The following is a 19,430-nucleotide window of genomic DNA, read 5'->3' as shown; positions in this document are numbered from 1 at the left end:
CTCGTTGTATCGGTTTTTATACCGTCCGACGTATCGATATCCTCGAGTCGATCGGAACGGTCTTTGATCCGGCTCCCGTAGCGCCACCTGGCCGATGACGATGCACCCGCTCCGAGCCGGACTCGGCACCCGGTGACGACGAGCCCTATGAGTGCCGAGGCCATCGATTTACGCGTACTGGTCTTCGCGGTCTTCTATTACGCACCCATCAAAACGGCCAGAAACCGGTCTGATACCCGAACACAGGCGACTCCGACGCCTCACCGATCTCGTTCGGAATACTGGACGACGACGTCCGCCCGCTTGGAGTCGATGAGTGGACCGGTCGGCAGGTGGAGTGCCGACCCTGCGCGAACGCTCTCTCGCTGCTGAAGCGCGTCGGCAATCGCCGGCGGATCGGTCCCGACCGGATGGCTGACGGTGACCACGACGCGATCGGGTTGCCGGAAGGGTACCGGATCGGTGTACTCGACCCTCACGTCGACGAGTTCGAGTCCATCGTACTCGTCCAACTCGAGAACCGACGCGACGTCCTCGTTGACCCGTTCTTCGTACGCTCCAGTTCGGTAGGTGTCGTACGAGACGGCGCCGAGAAAGCTCGAGAGCAGGAGTATCGCGACGAGGAGCGCGACGGTTCGTCTCCTGGTGGCGACGCGGGCCTCGTCCTCGCCGAACCAGTTCTCCGGGCGATACCCCTTGTACCAGAGGACGGCGAGGCTGGTGACGTTGATCGCGAGGATGTTGACGAGGACGAGGACGCCTGCTGCGAGGGCCATCTCCGGGTTGGCCCAGGCGATTCCGATACCGACGACGCCCAGCGGCGGAACGAGGGCCGCTGCGATCATCACGCCGACGAGCGCGGCGGAGGTGCCCGCGGTGAGGGTCCACGCCCCCGCGACGCCGGCACCGATCGCGATGACGAGCGAGAGGAGATCGGGACGGATGCGGCCTTCGATCTCCGAGATCTCGAGGAGGTCGATCATCGGTGGAACGAGGCCGGTCGTTCGAACGACGAGCGCGAAGACGGCAGCGGTGATAGCACCGACACCGAGGCCGATCGCCTGGAGTTTGATCCCCCGACGGAACAGCGGGCGATCGTTGATGACCGTCCCGACGCTCGCGCCGAGGGCGGGGCCGATCAGCGGGGCGATCACCATCGAGCCGACGACGACCGCCGGGGAATCGAGTAGGAGGCCGGCGGTCGCGACGACGACGCTCATGATCGTCATGACGAGGTACGTGCTGAATCGGGGCGTGAGGTCCTTCGCTCGGGCCTGCATCTCCTCGCGGGAGATGCGCGGCGTGTTCTGTGCGTATCGCTGCTCGAGGTCGTCGAACCGCTCGGAGATGACGGTCTCCGCGTCGACGATCACGGTGTACGAGTCCTCGTCGATCCCCGTGTCTCGAATCGCGTCGAGAACGGACTCGACCGCAGGCGCCGGGAGGGGAAAGGTAATAATCACCGACGGCTCTTCGCGGCCTTCCTCCTCGATGAGCGTGTAGTCGATGTCCTCGTCCTCGAGCACCGCCTCCACGGCGTCGCGCTTTTCCTTCGGAATCAGAATTTCCACGAGCCGCATAGCGCCGTATCCACGATCTTGCAGAAAAACGTTCGTTCTGTATTGCCCGCCACCGGCGAGGAACAGCCCACCCGAGAGGCTCCGTCCCCGAAATCGGCTCCGAATCGGGAGGATCCGGAGATAGCCCGTCTACGACTCGAGACCCTTCGACGGAACCGAGAAACCACGCGGCCGTCCGTTGGAACTGGAGGTGAGGGACACGGCGGAGGTCGCTCCGCCGACGGCGTGACGGCGGAGCGCTACGCACCTATTCGCGGTTCTGCCACTCGCGTTTCCGTCGCTGGTACGTCTCGTCTTCTTTCACTCGATCGAGGTACTCGCGGTACACCTGTGCTATCTCGAACTTTTCTTCGTCGTACCACTGCTGGGGGTCGCGCTCGACGCGATTTCCGTCCTCGTCCTCCTCGTATTTTTGCCCTCCCGGGTACTTGGCGTACCTGAGCGAACGGGTCCATCCCATCTGCAAGTACTTCCGCGCGAGATCCATCCCGGGAAACTCGTTCGCCCGCTTGTACTCCTCGAACTTTCGGTAAATGCCCGCAGCGGCCTCCTCGGCCCCCTCGAGGCTCTTGATCGACCAGAGCGGCAACAGTTCGTCCTTGTACGGTTGCATCTTGAAGACGCCCTGCTCGCCGCGCCCGATCTCGTACTCCTCGGGGGACTCTCGGAAGTCGACGTCGTATTCGAGGTCGTCGCTCACCGGTGATCACTCGGATCCGCTCCTACGGCATCGGACCACATCGGTCTTACTCGGATCCCCGTCCCGCAGCACCGGGTGGGCCGTTCCGTCTCGTACTGAAGCGGGTAATCACCGCGCGGCCACCGGAGTACGGTACAGTTCGCGAGTACGGCACAGCGGCGGCCAGTAGGACAGGCTGCCCCGTCCGACACCGGACGCCTGGACGGGGGTGGAAGCGGGGAACGGCGGGACGGCACGGCCCCTTACCCCCATGATTTTTTGTAAAAATAGCGCATAGGTAGTGGCTATGCCTACCGACGTTTCAAACGACGAACACCATGGCCGGTCCAGACGGACCGTCCTGCTCGCGACCGGTGCGATAGGGACGGCGGCGCTTGCCGGCTGTGCCGGCGGTGGGGGTGACGACGACGAGCGGCCGGTCACTCACGAGCGGGTGGGGACCGGCGACGTCGCGTTCGACCACTGGACGAGCGCCTTCTACAGCCCAGACGAGGACGAGAGCCTCCAGCCCGAAGCCGCGTCAGCGATGCGGGCCCGCTTCGATGAGTGGGCCGAAGAGAACCCGGAGTACCGGGCGAACCTGGTCTATCAGGCCGACCTCGACCAGTGGGAGTCCCAGCTCGTCACCCGGGCTAGCAACGGGGAGGCACCGGCCTCGTCGACGCTCGACTCCGTCTGGGTGCCCGACAACAGGGAGTACCTGCAGCCGCTGAACGACTACGTCGACGACGTCGACGACTTCTTTCCGTTCGTACAGGAGACCGCGATGGAAGGGGGCGACCTCCTCGCCGCCTGGTTCTACACGGGGCTCCGATGTCTCTACTACCGGACCGATCTTGTCGAGGAGTACGGCGACGGCGACCCGCCGCGGACCTGGGACGACCTGCTCGAGGTCGGCGGAGCGATCGCCGACTGGGAGGGGATAGACGGGTTCACGGTTCAGATGAGCGCGCTGGATACGTTGCCCTTCTTCTGGGGACAGGGCGGCGAATTGGTCGACGACGACGGCATGCCGGTGCTCGGGGACGAGGACAACTACGACGCGCTCCTGTCGACGTTCGAGTTCTTTGCGGACCTCGTCGAAGCGGGCGTGACCCCACAGCGTGTCGGAACGCTCGACGATCCCGCACAGCTCGGCGAGGAGGCTGCGAACGGCCAGTCAGCGATGTTCATCGGCAGCAACTCGCGCTACCAGATCAGCATCGAGCCGAACGACGACGACCCCGAGCGCTGGGACGTCGCGGAGATTCCGATGCGCGAGGCCGACCAGTTCGCGACCGGCGTCGGCGGCTGGACGGAGGGGGTGTACGCCGAGGACGGCGACGTCGCCGAAGCAGCCAAGTCGTTTGCGGCCAAGGCCGTCGAGCCGGCGACGATGGGCCGATACTGCGAGGAAGGCTCACAGCTCCCGACCCGGGAGTCGGTGTTCGACGACGACGAGATTTTCAGCAGCGACACGTTCAGGTTCCAGGACCAGTTCCGGGAGTTCCTGCGGAACGGCGTCGCACGTCCCAGCGCCCCCATATACTCCGAAGCCATCGCGGAGGAGTGGGTGACGGCGAAAGAGCGGGTGTTCACCCAGCAGTCGTCGCCCGAGGAAGCGGTCGGGACGATGCTCGACAACGTCGCCGACTCGTACGACGGCGACGTCGAATATGACGACTGAGCCCCCGGCAGACGAACGCTCGCTCCGGGCGCGTCTCCGTCGGACCGTCGGTGACGGGACGGTCGCCGACCTCGTCGACAGAGCCGTCTCGCATCCGCTGTTCTGGCTGCTACCGGCCCTCCTGTTCATCGGCGTCTTCCAGCTGTATCCGATGGTCGAGGTCTTCCGGATGAGCCTCACCGACACGAGCCTCATCAGCTCCCAGGAATCGTACGTGTGGTTGGAGAACTACCGCCGGTTGCTCGGCAGCGAGCGGTTCTACTCGACGCTCAGGGTGACCGCGATCTATTCGGTCGGGAGCATCGTCCTCCAACTCGGCCTGGGGCTCGGCCTGGCACTCGCCATCGATTACGGCGTCAGGCGCGGGCTTCGTGGCCCGCTTCTGACCCGTGTCGTGGTGCTCAGCGCCTGGGTCGTCCCGGGTATCATCATCGGGCTCGTCTGGCGGATCATGCTGCTCGAGACCAACGTCGGGGTCGTCAACAATGCGCTCGGCCGGCTGGGATTCGAGGTCGTGCCGTTCCTCTCCGACGCGGGGATGGCGGTGATCTCGGTCATCGCCGCCGGGGCCTGGCGCGGGACCGCGTTCTCGATGATCATGTTCTACGCCGGCCTGAAGCGGGTGCCGGACGAACTGTACCGGGCCGCGAAGGTCGACGGGGCGGGTCCGGTCGCGCGATTCCGGTACGTCACGCTGCCGCAACTCAAGCCGGTCGTGTTCGTCGTCACGATTCTCGTGACGATCTACTCGCTGAACTCCTTCGACCTCATTTTCGCGCTGACCAACGGCGGCCCCGGGCGGGCGACGGAGGTCATCGCGCTGTCGATGTACAAATCGGCGTTCGACAGCTACCAGATGGGGATGGCCGCGGCGACGGCGGTGGTCCTGCTCGCGGTGACGCTGGCCGTCACGGCGGTCTACTTCCACGTGTTCGACATCAGCGAGGAGATCTAGATGGCGGGAAACACCGACACCACGTTCGGGAGTCTTCGGTCGAGGGTTTCCTGGCCGCGTCTCCGCCGGTACTGCTACGACGGGATCACCTACCTGGTGTACGCCCTGGCGATCGGCTTCTTCCTGTTTCCGGTCCTGTGGGTGCTCTCGCTCAGCCTCCGGACCGAGGGCGCTGTGTACACCTCGCTGGAACTGATCCCGAGCGACCCGTCGCTCGGGTCGTATCGGGAAGTGCTCGACAGCGGCATCCTCCGCTGGCTGTGGAACACGCTGTTCGTGACCGCGCTCACGGTCGCCGGCATCATCGTCGTGACGACGCCGGCGGCGTACGCGTTCTCGCGGTTCGAGTTCCGCGGTCGACGGTCGCTACTGCTGGCCGTGCTCGGCTTTCAGATGATCTCGCCGATCGTGATCGTGCTCCCGCTGTACGACATCATGCGGACGCTCGGGCTGACCGAGAGCCACGCGGGGCTCGTGTTGCTGTACATCGGGCTCCAGATCCCGTTCTCGCTGTGGCTGCTGAAAGGCTACTTCGATACCATCCCGACGGAACTGGACAAGGCGGCCCGGATCGACGGCTGCAACCGGCTCCAGACGCTCCGGTACGTGCTGTTGCGGCCGGTCATGCCCGGCATCGCCGTAGTTGCGATCTTCAACTTCGTACTGACCTGGTCGGAGTTCGTGATGGCGTACACGATGCTCAGTCCCGGCGGGGAGGACCTCTATACCCTCTCGATGGGGATCTACGTGTTCGACAACCAGCTGGCCACCCAGTGGACCAACGTCGCAGCCGCGGCCGTCGTCGGCATCGTCCCGATCATCGCGTTCTTCGTCGCGCTGCAGCGGTACTTCGTTCGTGGACTCACCGAGGGGGCGGTCAAAGGATAACCCATGGCACGACTCGAGATCGACGGACTGCGGAAGACGTTCGGGCGCGGCGAGGACCGGATCGAGGCCGTCTCGGATCTCTCGCTGTCGGCCGCCGACGGGGAGTTTCTCGTGCTCGTCGGCCCCTCCGGGTGCGGGAAATCGACGACGCTGAACTGCGTCGCCGGCCTCGAATCGGTCACGGACGGCGAGATCCGCATCGACGGGGAGGTGGTCAACGACCGACGGCCGGAGGAACGCGACATCGCGATGGTGTTCCAGAACTACGCGCTGTACCCGCACATGACCGCCGCCGAGAACATGGCCTTCGGCCTCAAGATGACGACCGACCTCTCGGCCGCCGAGCGCCGCGAGAGGGTGAAATCCACCGCCGAGTTGCTGGACATCGGCGAGTTGCTCGAGAAAAAACCCAGGTCGCTCTCCGGTGGACAGAAACAGCGGGTGGCGCTCGGCAGAGCGATCGTTCGGGACCCCGCAGTGTTCCTGATGGACGAACCGCTCAGCAACCTCGACGCCTCGCTTCGCTCGACGATGCGGACCGAGATCCAGCAACTCCAGGACGACCTCGAGGTCACGACGGTCTATGTCACCCACGACCAGACGGAGGCGATGACGATGGCCGACCGGATCGCGATCCTGCGGGAGGGGAAACTCCAGCAGGTCGGGGAACCGCTGGACTGCTACTACCGGCCGAAAAACGAGTTCGTCGCCCAGTTCATCGGCGAGCCGGCGATGAACACGGTACGGGTCACCCGCAGAGGGGACAGCCTCGTCGGCGACGGGTTCGAGTATCCCGTCCCCCAGAGGGCCGACGGACTGCCGTCCGGCGAACCGTTCACGCTTGGCATCAGGCCGGAGGCGATCGAGATCGTCGAGGCTGGGACGGGCGCCGCCACGGGAACCGTCGAGGTGGTCGAGCCGCTGGGCGAGACGTCACACGCGTATCTGACCGTCGCCGACGCCACGGTGACCGTGACGACCGACGGCCCCGATGCGGTCGAGGAGGGCGAACGGGTCGGCATCGACTTCCCACCACAGCGGGTTCACCTCTTCGACCTCGATTCGGGTGCCGCAGTCGCCCGTCGGGAGGGTTTACCGGGCGAGGTGACCGAAGAGTATCCGGCCAGCCGCCACGACTGACTGTCTCCATAGCTGGCCGGCCCGGCCTGCTTCGTGGGCAGGCTATCTCCCACCGGTGATGAACACGAAGTGCGACGGGTGGTCCCGTTCGTGATCACGTGCGGCGGCGTACCCCTCGCGGTCCTCCTCGAACGTCCGCTCGAAGCCGCAACTGTCACACTTGAGTTCGAGCGTCATCCTGTACCGTTTCTGTCCCAACGGTTGTAATTCGTGAGGCCGAAGTGTGACGACTCACTCCTCGGAGTCTCCGGAGCCCCGAGTTCCGAGGCCCTCGAGGGGCTCCGCGAACGTGCAACGACGCACCGTCCGCTCGAGCACCCTCTCGACCTGCTCGAGACAGGAGCCGTCGACGCGGCGCTGCCAGCTCGCGTAGGGGCCGAGCCGTTCGACTCGAGGGACCATCCGGCACAGTTGCAGGATCTTGTGCGCCCGTATCCGCCGGACGGCCGACGAGGGAACCCCGTAGGCCGCTCTCAGCTCCGAGAGGATCGTCTCCTCCGGGACGGAAAGTAACGAACTGAAGAGCTGGAACGTCCGCAGTTCCGCAATCGCGACGTCGAAGTAGGCGTCGGCGACGGTGGCCGTCTCCCAGTCGACGAGGGTACACTCCCTCGCGTCCGACGAGAACCGGACGTTGTCGATCGTCACGTCGCCGTGAACGACGCCCCGTTCGGCAGTCGTCTCCTGCAGGACGGCCGCGACGTCTGGCAGCAACTCCGCCAGCCGCCGCCGGTCCGACGTACGTAGTTCACACAGCGTCTCGAACGTCGCTGCCGGCGGCTGGCTCTCGGGGAGCGGGTGGGCGTCCCCCGACGTCCTCCACTCGGCACGCGGCTCGATGTCGGTATGTACTCGGGCGAGCGTCTCACCGAGCGTCCTCGCCGCCGTGGTCTCCCACCGGGCAGTCCCCCACTGCTCGGTGGCTTCGACGCGGTCGAACAGGAGGAACGGATACGAGTCCACGACGCCGGATCCACACAGGTCGGGGACGAAATCGAACTCCTGGAGCGAGCCGACGACGACGGCCTCGTGTTTTACCCGTGCTCGCTCCTCCTCGGTATCTCCGGCGACCTTCAGTACGTACTGGTCCCCCGCCTCGTCGACGACCTCGAACTCTCGGTGGATGTCGCCCTCGAGGACGTGCCCCGTGATCTCGTAGGAGCTGAGTTCCGTTTCCACGATCGCGGAGACGACAGTCGGAACTTCCACGCCCCCCGCTACCACGGGGGGCTACTATAATGGTTTCTCCGTGCTCATTTGGGGGGTCGGCCTCGAGCGCGTAGCCGCATATGCTCGCGATTACGGTCCGTAGTAGGCCGTTAGTAAATGGCGTGTCGGCCGATCGATCGGTATGCGACTCGTTCGCGTTTTTGTTCCCGCCGACGATCACGACGCGGTGCGAGAGACCCTCTCGGAGATGGAGGTCGAATACGTCTTCAGCGATGCGGACGATCATCGGGACGGGAGTCTGGCGGAGGTTCCCGTCCCGTCCGGCGCCGTGGATACGGTCCTCGAGCGACTGTACGACGCGGGACTCGACGAGGACACGTACACCGTCGTCACCGAGGTGGACCGGGCTACCGTCCCGAACGTCGACGAGTTAACCGACCGGTACGTCGAGGGGCCGAAAGGCGAGCGGGGCGCCTCCCACGCCGAGATCCGCGAGCGCGCTGAGGACCTGACGCCCGATACCGCCACGTACCTCGCGTTCGCGATCGCGAGCGCGATCGTCGCGGTCGGCGGTCTCCTGCTCGACTCCGCCATCGTCATCGTCGGCGCCATGGTGATCGCCCCCTTTGCGGGATCGACGCTCTCCGCGAGCGCCGGCGCCGTCATCAGCGACCGCGGGATGGTCGTCGACAGCGCCACGTCGCAGGTGACGGGGCTCGTCGTCGCGTACGTCGGCGCGGTCGTGATGAGCATCTTCTTACAGCAGACCGGGTTCGTTCAACCGACGCTGGACGTCGGTCGCGTCGGACAGGTGGGTGCGTTCGCCACGCCGAACCTCCTGACGCTCGTCATCGCCATCGCAGCCGGGTTCGCCGGCGCGCTCGCGCTCGCGACCGACCTCCCCGTCTCCCTCGCCGGCGTCGCCGTCGCGGCGGCCATCGTCCCTGCCGCCGCCGCGGCCGGCATCGGGACGGCCTGGGGTGACCCGCTCCTCGTCGCCGGTGGCATCGTCCTGCTCCTGATGAACATCGTGTTCATCAATCTCACCGCGTACCTCACGCTCATCGCGCTCGGCTACCGCTCGTCGGTCATCCGTGACGTCCGCGAGAACGCCGCCGTCTCGCTCCGTACGGGCGCGTACGCTCTCATCGTCCTCCTGTTTCTGGTCGTCGTCGCGCTGACCGTTCTCGGGACGTACCAGCACCTCGTCTTCGAACAGCAGGTGAACAACGAAGTGCAGGACGTGCTCGAGGAACCCGAGTACAGTACGCTGGAACTCGTCGGCGTCGAGACCGAGTACAACGACGGGAGCGCGTTCAGCGACGAGGTCGCGGTGACGGTGACCGTGGGGCGCACGAGCGGTCTCGAGCACGAGGAACTGGCGGCGGATCTGCGAACCGAGATCGATACCCGGACGAACCGGGCCGTCCACGTGGACGTTCGGTTCGTGGACTACCAGCGCGCGGCGCCAATCGACACCGACGACGGGCAAAGCGCGTGGTGGCCGCTCGACGAGTGGCTGCCCCGCTCGGCGAGGAGTTCAGTCGCGCAGTCGGCACCACAGGCTGTGGCACTTCCCACGGACCTTGTTGAGGAACGAGCCGACCCGTCGTGAGCCGGTCAGCAGCCGGAGCGCGCGGATCGACCGACCGATCCGGAGCAGCCGGAACGGCCGGAACCACGGAACGACGGTCAGAATGAGAAACCAGTTTGCACGGACGAACGCCCGCGGCCCCTTCTCCGACCACCGATAGAGGAGCGCGACGTCGAGGAGGAAGACGACGAGGAGCCACTGCAGGACGGTACGGACCGTCGAGGCGACCGTCTCGGAGACGACGAGCACCTCGAACGTGACCGCGACGTCGACGACGAACAGCGCGATCCAGACGATGGCCACGACCTCGACGAACGGTGGCCACCAGCGTTCGGCGTCCATCTACGGGCTCGTACGCTCCCGAGATTCAAAACGGTACGTCCAGTCGAATTTGGGCGACGAGGTCCAATACAGCCGCACCCGAGAACGCTATTCTCCGGCCGCTACTTACCCGATGGCGTCGCGGTTCCCGGCAGCGACCGGCCCCAGTTTCGATCGAATTACGCCGTGGGCCGGGTACTGCAAGCGACCTCGTAGACCGGGAGTGCCGCAGCTACCGGGCATCGGACGTCTCGAGATCGGTTCCGACGCGACGGAACCTGATGGGTCCTACTGCTCCTCTTCTCGCCCTCGTTTCCAGACGTCCGTCGGTGCTTTTCCGTGTGGCGGTGTGTGCGAGACCTCTTTCATCGTTTGAGCCATGCTATCGCTTGTCATTTGGTCCCATATATATCTTTGCGAGGAATGACTATAATCTCATAATACCATATAAGGTGGCCAGTTCCCGGACCGGTGCCACGAGCGTACGCATTCCTTGGCGGTGAATACCGGCAGGTTCACTGCCGTGGGCCGCTGCCAACGAGTCGCTGTACACCGCGGCGCGCAACGGGATCGACGCGGAACTGGCCTGGATCGATCGCGACGGAACTCGGGTTTCCGATTCCGCCGTGATCTACGCCGGTATGCCGCCGGCGCCGAGGCGGCCCTCGCGGTCTAACGCGATCATCACCCGAACGAACTCGTCGAACCGCAGCGCCGGCCGATGATCGGTCGTGAACCGCACTTCGCGTTCGCCACCGTGGTGATTCCAAAAGGTGTGGGGCGCCCCGGCGGGCAGAGTCGCTTCCTCGCCCGCCTCGAGCAGCCGTTTCCCGTCGCCTCCACGCCCGCCTCGAGCATCCCCTCGCGGACGACGAACCGTTCGTCCTGTTTCGGATGGCTGTGAAGCGGGCGTCGCACGCCCGGGTCGAGGCAGGTGTCGATCCTGACCAGTTCGCCCTCGGTCTCGGCTCCGGTCTCCCGGATCTCGAAGCGCTCGCCGAAACTGGTCTCGAGTACGCGGTCGGTTCCGCCGCTTTCGTGCGTCGCCATCGGACCACTGATTTGTTGGGTGTTACCGATCCCCTAATTCCTTGGCGAGCAGGGTACCTCGATCAGGGGAACGACCGCCGAAGCCCGCCGTCGGCGAATCCGAACCCCCAGCCGACACCCAGGGTTTCAAACGGGTGGGGTTCGCCAACCCGTGCATGACGCGCGACCTCCGATCCTATCTGAGCGCGAGGGGAACGACGACGCCGACGATCGGACCCGACGGTCGACTCGGCTTCCTCGCCGACACGACCGGAACAATGCAGGTCTGGACCCTCGAGGAGCCCCGCGGCTGGCCGACCCAGCGGACGTTCTACGACGAGCGGGTGTCGTTCGTCTCGTGGTCGCCCGACGGCCAGCGGATCGCCTTCGGGAAGGATGCGGGGGCGAACGAGCGCGACCAGCTATTCGTCTGCGACCCCGACGACGGCGCGATCGAACGGCTGACCGACCGACCGGACGCGATCCACACGTGGGGCGGCTGGAGCCCCGACGGCGAACGGATCGCGTTCACGGCCAACCGACGTTGCGCCGCGGCCTTCGACGTCTACGTGATCAGGGGCGACGACTGGTCCGCCGACTCGTCCAGGGATCCGGCCCCCGTCTTCGAGGGTGACGGCCGCCTGCAGGTCGCCGACTGGGGCCCCGAGGGCGAGCGACTGCTGCTCTTCGAGGCCCACGCCAGTTCCGACGCCGACCTCTCCGTCCTCGACCTCGAGACGGGCGAGCGCCGCCACGTCACGCCACACGAGGGGGACGTCCGATACGAGGACCCGACGTTCGGCCCGGACGGCGACGCGATCTACTGCGCGAGCGACGCCAGCAGCGACACGCTCGAACTGGTCCGGATCGACCTCGAGTCGCTCGCGGTCGAGACAGTTCGCTCGGGCGGCGATCGGAGCATCGACGGGTTCGCGCTCGACGCCGACACCGGACGGCTCGCGTACACCCGGAACGTCGACGGCTACTCGGAACTGTACGCCGGCCGACTCCAGGGTGCGACCGACGCCGCGGCATCGGAAGTCGGGGTCCCCGACGGCGTCGCGTCCGAACTGACGATCGGGCCGGCGGGCGAGCGCCTGGCGGCGACCGTCTCTTCGACGAACCTGAACTACTCGATCTACGTCGTCGATCTGACGGGACTCGAGGAACCAGATGGCGCTCTCGAGGCCGAACGCTGGACGGTCCCCTCCGCGGGCGGCGTCCCGCTCGAGGAGTACCACGAACCCGACCTGATCCGGTACGAGACGTTCGACGGGCGGGAGATTCCGGCGTTTTTCACGCTGCCCGAGGGGGCGGAACCGGGGACCGGACCGAGACCGGGACCGGGACCGGGACCGGGGGAGGAGGTCCCCGTGATCGTCGACATCCACGGCGGCCCCCACTCCCAGCGCCGTCCGTCCTGGCGGAACCGGCCCGTTCGCCAGTACTTCCTCGATCGGGGGTACGCGTTCTTCGAACCGAACGTCCGCGGTTCCTCCGGCTACGGTCGCGAGTACGCCGCCCTCGACGACGTCGAGAAGCGCATGGATTCGGTCCGGGACATCGCGGCAGGCGTCGAGTGGCTCCGCGAACAGCCAGCGATCGACGACGACCGGGTCGTCTGTTACGGTCGGTCCTACGGCGGATTCATGGTGCTCGCCAGCATCACCGAGTACCCGGATCTCTGGGCGGCCGCCGTCGACTTCGTCGGCATCGCCGACTGGACCACCTTCCTCGAGAACACGGGCGACTACCGCCAGTCTCACCGCGAGGCCGAGTACGGCTCGCTCGAAGCGGACCGCGAGTTCCTCGAGTCGATCAGCCCGATCAACGAGGTCGACCGGATCGAGTGTCCGCTGTTCGTCCAGCACGGGGCCAACGATCCGCGCGTCCCGGTCGGCGAGGCCCGCCAGATCGCCGATGCGGTCGACGAACAGGGCGTCCCCGTCGAGACGTGTATCTTCGAGGACGAGGGCCACCACACCACGAAACTCGAGAACCGGATCGAGCAGTTCGAGCGGATCGCCGACTTCCTCGCGGACCACGTCTGAGTCCTGGTACTGGACGGCGTCCCGGGCCGGCCGTTCTCCCTCGATCCCATCCCGGCCCGCCGGACACGTAAAGCGTGAATTAATACACGCACAGAACAACGTCGGCCCAGCTGATCAGTTTCCCACGTTATGGGTGGCCGGCGAGACGCGGACGACGGTCGCTGGCGGCGCCACCCCAGGCGAACCCTCCTCCGTGCCGTCGGCACGGTCGGTGCCGTCTCGGCCCTCGGCGGCGTCGGAAGCGCCGTTCGAAGCCGGACCGTCGCCAGCGACGCCGACGCCGACGGCATCCCCGATCACCGGAAACGATCCGCGGAGTTCCACGCGCGACTCGAGTCGATCTTCGGGAGCCACCAGTTCGAGGGCCTCGAGCCGGGGCGTCGGGACCTCCTGATCGACGTTCGGTACGTCGGGGACGCGACGATTTCGACGGCGACCGAGCGGACGATCGTCGACCTGTTTCGCGACAACGGCATCCACGCACAGTGGCTCGAGTACCCACGGCGGTACGACCTCGAGACGGTCGCCGACCGCTACGGGCTGTCCGTCGGCGGCCTCCTCTGGGGCGTACACAGTTTCTACCGGGAGGAGATCGAACCGTCGCTGGAGGACGTCGCGCTCCAGTTGATCGTAGTCCCGGGAACCGACGAGGGGCCGTACGAAGGGCGGATCTACAGCCGCTGGATGGACCTGATCGGGGGCGGCCTCGACCGTGACGGCTACGTCAACGGGTTCAGCCTCGGCAATCGTGCGGTCGTCACCGACCGGGACGACCGGGAGGCGGAGGCACGACTCGTCCTCCACGAACTTGCACACCTCGCGCTCTGTCACGCCGACGATCCCGCCAACGACGGCGTGATGGGGACCGGGGATCGGCTCGACCTGACCGACGGTGAGTGGGCGAAACTGCGGGAGGGACTCTCGAACGTCCGGGACGGTACCGGGTACGACTTCCTCTTTCGTCCGTGCCTGTGGGACGAGAATCTCGCGGCGATACTCGACTGAGTGGGTCTCGGGTCTCGGGTCTCGGGTCTCGGGTCTCGGGTCACGGCCCTCCAGCGATAGCAGGCCCCGGTCTTTCCTCGCCGGACGCGCTAAGGGCGTCTCCATCCGTCGGCACCTCGAGCGGGCGACCCGACGGTCTCCCCGAAATGTCCCGAACACCGACCCGCGCGTTCCACGGCGAGCGCTCGAACGCATACCTCTCGTGGGCGGCGATCGCCGTCGTTGCGATCGTCGGCACGGGTGCAGCGCTCGAGGGACGCGTTCACGAACTCCTGTTCGCCGTGACGGTCGTCACCGTCGCGCTCGTGCCCGCGATCGAACTCGGCACGACGCGCGCCGCCCTCCCCTGGGAAGTGACGACCGTCGCCGTCGTTCCGCTGGTCGCGGCCGTCATCGCGCCGGACCTCCCGACCCGACAGCTCCTCCTCTATGCGGGTGCGGCGACGATCGCGCTCGCGTTGACCCTCGAGCTTCACGGTCTCACCGAGGTTCGACTCGAGCGGTGGGTCGCCGTCGCGGCCGTAACGATGCTCTCCGCGTCGATCGCGGCCACGTGGGCGATGGTCACCTGGGCGCAGGACCTCGTCGCTGGAACCGACGTGCTCGAGAGCAATGCGGAACTGATGAGGCTCCTGATCGCTGCCTCGGTCGCGGGACTGGTCGCCGGCGTCTGTTTCGACCGCTACTACCGGAAGTTTCCTGGCGAGGAACTGGTTTCGGCCCCCGTCGACGGCATCGAGGAACAGGTGTTTGCCGTCGAGGCGGACCTCGATGACCACCCGTCGCTCGAGGAACGCCTGCCCGTGTCCGGACGAGTAACGCGCCTGGCGATCCTGACGCTCCGGCTGGGTATCGCTGCCATGCTCGCGTACGGTCTCGTCGCATTCGACACCGGGGCCATCACGAACGCGGCAGCGATGCTTGCGGTCTCGTTTCTCCCGACGCTGCTCCGGCGTCGCTACGGCCTCCCGTTCGACGGCGGCCTCGTCCTCTGGATCACTGTGGTCGTGTTCCTGCACGCGGTCGGCTCGGTGTACGTCTACGAGCGGTCGTTCTGGTGGCACAACCTGACCCATCCCCTCTCGGCGACGCTCGTCGCCGGAACCGGCTACGTCGTGATTCGAACCCTCGACGAGCACCGCGACGAGGTCCACCTCCCGCTGGAACTCGTCCCGGGGGTCGTCGCGGTTTTCGTGCTCTCGTTCGGCGTCTTCTGGGACATCGGCGAGTTCGCCCTCGACGCCGTCGCGGCGGGGACCGGCCTCGAGATGCCCCTGTCCCAGTACGGCCTCCACGACACGATAACGGACCTCCTGTTCAACACGCTCGGCGGCGTCGTCGTCGCGCTCTGGGGACTCCCCTACCTCACGGATCTCACCGACGCCGTGACCGATCGCGTCGAGGATTGGCGGGTGTTCGACGGGTAGTCCCGGCTCGCGAGCTCGGCGACGTTTTCGGAACCGATACCACCCCGGATCGCGTATCGTCTCCCAGATCGATCGATCTCCGTTCTGCCCGCGATCAGTACGTCCGGTAGTTCGCAGTCCCGATCTCGATCCGGACCAGCACGTTCTCCTCGTAGGCGTCGGGATCCGCGTCGTAGCGCTCGTGGATCCGTCGACGCGCCGCGGCTGATCGCTCCTCGTCGTCGACGACGGTCGCTGTCCCGAGTAGCGTGAGCGCCCACCGGGGTTCGCCCCCCTCGTCGGCCTGGATCGAGAGCGCGACGCGGGGATTGTCCCGGACGTTCTCCAGTTTTCGGCCGGTGGTCACGATCTCGAGGCGGTCGTCCGTGGAGTTTCGTTTCTCACTATCGCCGTCGTGTCCCTCGATTTCGTCGCCATCGACCTCCTTTTCCTCTTCGTGACCGGCGTATCGGAACCAGACGGGCGCGACGTGTGGTCGACCGTCCGCGCAGGTACCGAAGTGCGCCACTCGGGGTTCCTCCTCGAGTCGTCGTTTCGCTTCGGGGGGGATCGCCATGGCCGGGATGCCACCGGTAGGTGCAAAAGTGCCGTCCCTGACGATGTCGTGAGCGCGTCTCCGGGTGTCGGACGGGGAGAGAATCCGGCACGCCGAGAATTCTCGCTAACCGTAACGAATAACCAGAATTATCCGATCCTTTATTACTCTCTCGCCCTTCCGTAGGGTAATTAGCACGTCTTCATGACTAGTTCGACCGTTATTCCGACGGAAACTGGCTTCGACCCCGACGAAATTCGGGTGGGGTACGTCGATGCCGAACCTGCGGCCACCGCCGACTCGCTCCGGGAACGGAGCGACCGCCTCGCGGTCGAACCGATCGAGAAAGGCCACGACGCCGTCGAACTCGTCGTGGAGGGGGAAGTCGACTGCGTCGTGATCGGCCCCGAGTTCGGCCGGGATGACGGTCTCGACCTCGTCGAACGATTGCGTGAGCGTCGGCCGTCCCTACCGATCTTCTCGCTCACCGCCGGCCACGACGAATCCGCCGCGGCCGCGGCGCTCGAGGCGGGCGCGACCGGCTGTCTCCCCCGCTCGAGCGTCACCGAGAGCGGCAGGCTCGCGATACGGATCGAACGGGCGGTCGAGCGCGCGTCGGAACGACATGCGCTCGAACTCGCGAACACCCGGTTCCGCGCGTTCACCGAGAACTCCTCGTTCGTGATCCTCACCGTCACCGAGGACGGCCGGATCCAGTACGCCAACGACGCCCTCGAGACGGTGTTCGGCTACTCGCCCGACGAGGTGATCGGCGGCCCGTTGACGGCGTTGATCCCGCCGGAGTACCGGGAGCGCCACCGCGAGAGTTTCGAACGCTACCGCCACACCGGGGAACGCAGCCTCGACTGGTCCTGGGTCGAACTTCCGGGCAAGCACGCCGATGGTCACGAGGTTCCGCTCGCGATCTCGTTCGGGGAGACGACGGTGGACGGAACCCGGCGGTTCACCGCCGTCATCCGCGACATCTCGGCACGGATGCAGATCGAACGCGAGCGCGATCGGATCCTCGAGCGGATCGGCGACGCGTTCGTCTCGATCGACGACGAGTGGTGCTACACCTATCTCAACGACCGGGCTGTCGAACTACTGGATCGGTCCCGCGAGGAACTGCTCGGAGAGCCCCTGTTGTCGACGCTACCCGGCCTCGAGGAGTCGGACGCGATCGAGCGTCTCGAGGCGGCGTTCGCCGACGGGACCGCGGCGACCGTGACCGAGTTCGTCCCGTCGCTCGCGAAGTGGTTCGAGATCCGGGCGTACCCCGCCGACGACGGGCTGTCGATCTTCCTGACCGACGTGACGGAGAAGATCCGCGCCGAAGAGAGCCTCGAGGCCAGCGTCACGGTCCTCCAGACGCTGTACGATCTGTCGACCAGGACGGACGCCTCGCGGGAGGAGAAACTCTCGGACGTGCTCGAACTGGGACGGGAGTACCTCGATCTCCCCTATGCCTTCCTCAGCCGGATCGATACGGAAGACGAGACACAGACGATCGTCCAGTCACAGGGCACTCACCCCCTGCTCCAGGAGGACGACTCCTGTCCGCTCTCCCAGGCGTACTGTCGGAAGACGGTCGAAGACGACGGGCTGTTGGCGATCGCCGACGCGGAGAGGAAAGGCTGGTCCGACGATCCAGCCTACGATCGGTTCGACCTCGGCAGCTACGTCGGTGCGAAGGTAACGATCGACGGGACGCTGTGGGGGACGCTCTGTTTCGCCTCGAGCGAGCCCCGCGAGGCAGGCGGGTTCACGGAGACCGAGTGTACGCTGGTCAAGCTGATGGCCAAATGGGTCAGCTACGAGACCGAACGCGAGCGGTCCCGTGCCGCCCTCGAGCGACAGAACGAGCGACTCCAGGAGTTCGCGAGCGTCGTCAGCCACGACCTGCGGAACCCGCTGAACGTCGCCCGGGGTGCGCTCGAGGTGGCGCTGGAGGGCGGAAACGAGGTCGACGGGACCGCCCGGCTACAGGACTGCGAACACGCCCTCGATCGAATGGGGCGGCTCATCGAGGACCTGCTCGCACTCGCGGAACAGGGATCGACGGTGACAGATCTCGAGCCGGTCCCGCTCTCCGAGGTGGCGACGACCGCCTGGACGATGGTCGAGACCGGCGAGGCGGGGCTCGAGGTCCCCGACGAGTGCTGGATCCACGCGGACCGCGAGCGGGTCCAGCAGTTGCTCGAGAACCTGTTTCGGAACGCCATCGACCACGCCACGACGGACGACGGCGCAGGGCTGACGGTGACGGTCGACACGCTCGAACTGGACGACGGATCAGACGAAGCCGGCGGCTTCTACGTCGCCGACACGGGCCCGGGGATTCCGGCCGACGAGCGCGATCGGATCTTCGAAACCGGGTTCACGACCGCGGAGGACGGGACCGGCTTCGGGCTGAGCATCGTCGAGCGCATCGCGGCGGCCCACGACTGGGAGCTGTCGGCCGCGGAGAGCCGGTCGGGCGGTGCCCGGTTCGAGATCACGGGTATTTCGCTTTCGCAACCGTAGCGGAATCGCCGCTTTTCGGTTCCCCCTCGAGTCTCACAGGCCGGACCGGCACTCACCCGCGGGTTGCCCGCACCCGCTCGAGGTCGAGTTGGAGGTATTTTAGCCACTGAAAGTCAATGCACACCCGATCGCACGACAGCTGTGCGATCGGTGTGTAAATCGTTTCAGTTGTTACTATCGTAGACGAGCGTCCCGGTCAGGCCGAGCCGGTCGATCCGACGGCCCGAGTTCTCGACGAGGCGTCGTCGACAGTAGCCCGTCGGGTACTCGAGCGCGAGCCGGCGGCTGAACGCGGTGTCCTCGTTCGGGACGTCCGGGAAGCCGCCGATCTCATCGACGGCCTCCGCGCGGACGAGGACGTTGAACCCGGGGAGGATCGGGCGCTCGAGCCGCGGGACGAGGTAGTTGATGGTCGCCTCGACGATCTTGGCCCGCCGGGGGCCAGTCATCCGGCAGTACGAACTCGCGGCTGCGAGCCCGTTGGCCTCGGCGTATCCGAGCAGTTCGGTCAGGTACGTCGAGCGGACCTGCGTGTCGGCGTCGACGAAGGCGAGCCACTCGCCGCGAGCCCGTTTCGCACCCTGGTTCCGGGCGCGAGCGATGCTCGAGGCGCTGCCGTCGACAACGATCGCGCCGTGCTCGCGGGCGACGGCGGGCGTCCCGTCGGTCGAGTCACCGTCGACGACGATCACCTCGTACTCGTAGGCCGTGTCGAGTGCCGAGATGCTCGCGAGCGCCCCCTGTAATCGGTCGGCCTCGTTTCGTGCCGGAACGACGAAGCTCACGTCCGGTTCGACCCCGTCGGTCGCCATCTCGGCCATCGCTCGAGTGGTCACAATGGCG

The 19,430-nt window shown here is 66.3% G+C and carries 17 protein-coding genes; 9 read left to right on the top strand and 8 right to left on the bottom strand.

The annotated features are described in order from the left end of the window. Window positions 1-260: 260 nt before the first annotated feature. Together CHINAEXTREME_RS00660 and CHINAEXTREME_RS00655 are read right to left on the bottom strand one after the other, a co-directional pair. A complete protein-coding gene (locus tag CHINAEXTREME_RS00660; RefSeq protein ID WP_007143739.1) occupies window positions 261-1,580 on the bottom strand; it encodes a TIGR00341 family protein in 1,320 nt (439 codons plus the stop codon). Between the two features lie 247 nt (window positions 1,581-1,827). Beyond that, entirely contained in the window at window positions 1,828-2,280 is a 453-nt protein-coding gene (locus CHINAEXTREME_RS00655; protein WP_007143740.1) for a DUF4385 family protein, read from the bottom strand. Between the two features lie 286 nt (window positions 2,281-2,566). On the opposite strand from CHINAEXTREME_RS00655, the gene CHINAEXTREME_RS00650 reads away from it, so the two are divergent. From CHINAEXTREME_RS00650 to CHINAEXTREME_RS00635, 4 genes are read left to right on the top strand one after another with little or no spacing between them, the layout of a single operon-like run. Then, window positions 2,567-3,946 carry an extracellular solute-binding protein gene (locus tag CHINAEXTREME_RS00650; RefSeq protein ID WP_007143741.1) on the top strand — a complete coding sequence of 460 codons (1,380 nt, stop codon included), beginning with the start codon at window positions 2,567-2,569 and terminating at the stop codon, window positions 3,944-3,946. Continuing rightward, entirely contained in the window at window positions 3,936-4,901 is a 966-nt protein-coding gene (locus CHINAEXTREME_RS00645) for a carbohydrate ABC transporter permease (RefSeq protein WP_007143742.1), read from the top strand. The genes CHINAEXTREME_RS00650 and CHINAEXTREME_RS00645 overlap by 11 nt, the downstream gene beginning before the upstream one ends. Beyond that, window positions 4,902-5,789 carry a carbohydrate ABC transporter permease gene (locus tag CHINAEXTREME_RS00640; RefSeq protein WP_007143743.1) on the top strand — a complete coding sequence of 296 codons (888 nt, stop codon included), beginning with the start codon at window positions 4,902-4,904 and terminating at the stop codon, window positions 5,787-5,789. It begins immediately after the preceding gene. A 3-nt stretch (window positions 5,790-5,792) separates the two neighbouring features. After that, window positions 5,793-6,929 (top strand): ABC transporter ATP-binding protein, encoded by a 1,137-nt coding sequence (locus CHINAEXTREME_RS00635; protein ID WP_007143744.1) that lies wholly within the window; start codon window positions 5,793-5,795, stop codon window positions 6,927-6,929. Window positions 6,930-6,971: 42 nt separating this feature from the next. Here CHINAEXTREME_RS00635 and CHINAEXTREME_RS22385 read toward each other — a convergent pair whose 3' ends face one another. Next, window positions 6,972-7,106: a hypothetical protein gene (locus tag CHINAEXTREME_RS22385; RefSeq protein ID WP_274520325.1), complete on the bottom strand. Its 135-nt coding sequence runs from the start codon at window positions 7,104-7,106 to the stop codon at window positions 6,972-6,974. A 54-nt stretch (window positions 7,107-7,160) separates the two neighbouring features. Next, window positions 7,161-8,138, bottom strand: coding sequence for a phosphotransferase family protein (locus CHINAEXTREME_RS00630; RefSeq protein WP_007143745.1), 978 nt, complete (start codon window positions 8,136-8,138; stop codon window positions 7,161-7,163). A 142-nt stretch (window positions 8,139-8,280) separates the two neighbouring features. Here CHINAEXTREME_RS00630 and CHINAEXTREME_RS00625 point away from each other — a divergent pair, with 142 nt between their 5' ends. Beyond that, window positions 8,281-9,714 (top strand): DUF389 domain-containing protein, encoded by a 1,434-nt coding sequence (locus CHINAEXTREME_RS00625; RefSeq protein WP_007143746.1) that lies wholly within the window; start codon window positions 8,281-8,283, stop codon window positions 9,712-9,714. Here CHINAEXTREME_RS00625 and CHINAEXTREME_RS00620 read toward each other — a convergent pair. Together CHINAEXTREME_RS00620 and CHINAEXTREME_RS00615 are read right to left on the bottom strand one after the other, a co-directional pair. Beyond that, window positions 9,640-10,035, bottom strand: a complete 396-nt coding sequence (locus CHINAEXTREME_RS00620; protein ID WP_007143747.1) for a hypothetical protein — start codon at window positions 10,033-10,035, stop codon at window positions 9,640-9,642. The two genes, CHINAEXTREME_RS00625 and CHINAEXTREME_RS00620, sit on opposite strands and share 75 nt — an antisense overlap. Before the next feature lie 663 nt (window positions 10,036-10,698). Continuing rightward, window positions 10,699-11,064 (bottom strand): hypothetical protein, encoded by a 366-nt coding sequence (locus CHINAEXTREME_RS00615; RefSeq protein WP_010546505.1) that lies wholly within the window; start codon window positions 11,062-11,064, stop codon window positions 10,699-10,701. A gap of 155 nt (window positions 11,065-11,219) precedes the next feature. Here CHINAEXTREME_RS00615 and CHINAEXTREME_RS00610 point away from each other — a divergent pair, with 155 nt between their 5' ends. The 3 genes from CHINAEXTREME_RS00610 (at window position 11,220) to CHINAEXTREME_RS00600 (ending at window position 15,526) form a co-directional block, all read left to right on the top strand. After that, window positions 11,220-13,094 (top strand): S9 family peptidase, encoded by a 1,875-nt coding sequence (locus CHINAEXTREME_RS00610; protein ID WP_007143748.1) that lies wholly within the window; start codon window positions 11,220-11,222, stop codon window positions 13,092-13,094. A 129-nt stretch (window positions 13,095-13,223) separates the two neighbouring features. Then, entirely contained in the window at window positions 13,224-14,099 is an 876-nt protein-coding gene (locus tag CHINAEXTREME_RS00605) for a hypothetical protein (protein ID WP_007143749.1), read from the top strand. Between the two features lie 146 nt (window positions 14,100-14,245). Beyond that, window positions 14,246-15,526 (top strand): hypothetical protein, encoded by a 1,281-nt coding sequence (locus CHINAEXTREME_RS00600; protein ID WP_007143750.1) that lies wholly within the window; start codon window positions 14,246-14,248, stop codon window positions 15,524-15,526. Between the two features lie 94 nt (window positions 15,527-15,620). On the opposite strand, the gene CHINAEXTREME_RS00595 is transcribed toward CHINAEXTREME_RS00600, so the two are convergent. Beyond that, a complete protein-coding gene (locus CHINAEXTREME_RS00595; protein WP_007143751.1) occupies window positions 15,621-16,082 on the bottom strand; it encodes a pyridoxamine 5'-phosphate oxidase family protein in 462 nt (153 codons plus the stop codon). Window positions 16,083-16,265: 183 nt separating this feature from the next. Here CHINAEXTREME_RS00595 and CHINAEXTREME_RS00590 point away from each other — a divergent pair, with 183 nt between their 5' ends. Next, complete coding sequence (locus tag CHINAEXTREME_RS00590) at window positions 16,266-18,587, top strand: PAS domain S-box protein (RefSeq protein ID WP_007143752.1); 2,322 nt, start codon at window positions 16,266-16,268, stop codon at window positions 18,585-18,587. Window positions 18,588-18,751: 164 nt separating this feature from the next. On the opposite strand, the gene CHINAEXTREME_RS00585 is transcribed toward CHINAEXTREME_RS00590, so the two are convergent. Continuing rightward, the gene (locus CHINAEXTREME_RS00585; protein WP_007143753.1) at window positions 18,752-19,408 is read right to left on the bottom strand and encodes a glycosyltransferase; all 657 of its coding nucleotides are present in this window, start codon (window positions 19,406-19,408) and stop codon (window positions 18,752-18,754) included. Window positions 19,409-19,430: the final 22 nt, after the last annotated feature.

This window comes from Halobiforma lacisalsi AJ5 (assembly GCF_000226975.2).
Lineage (GTDB): Archaea > Halobacteriota > Halobacteria > Halobacteriales > Natrialbaceae > Natronobacterium > Natronobacterium lacisalsi.
This window is presented reverse-complemented; position numbering and strand designations above follow the sequence as displayed.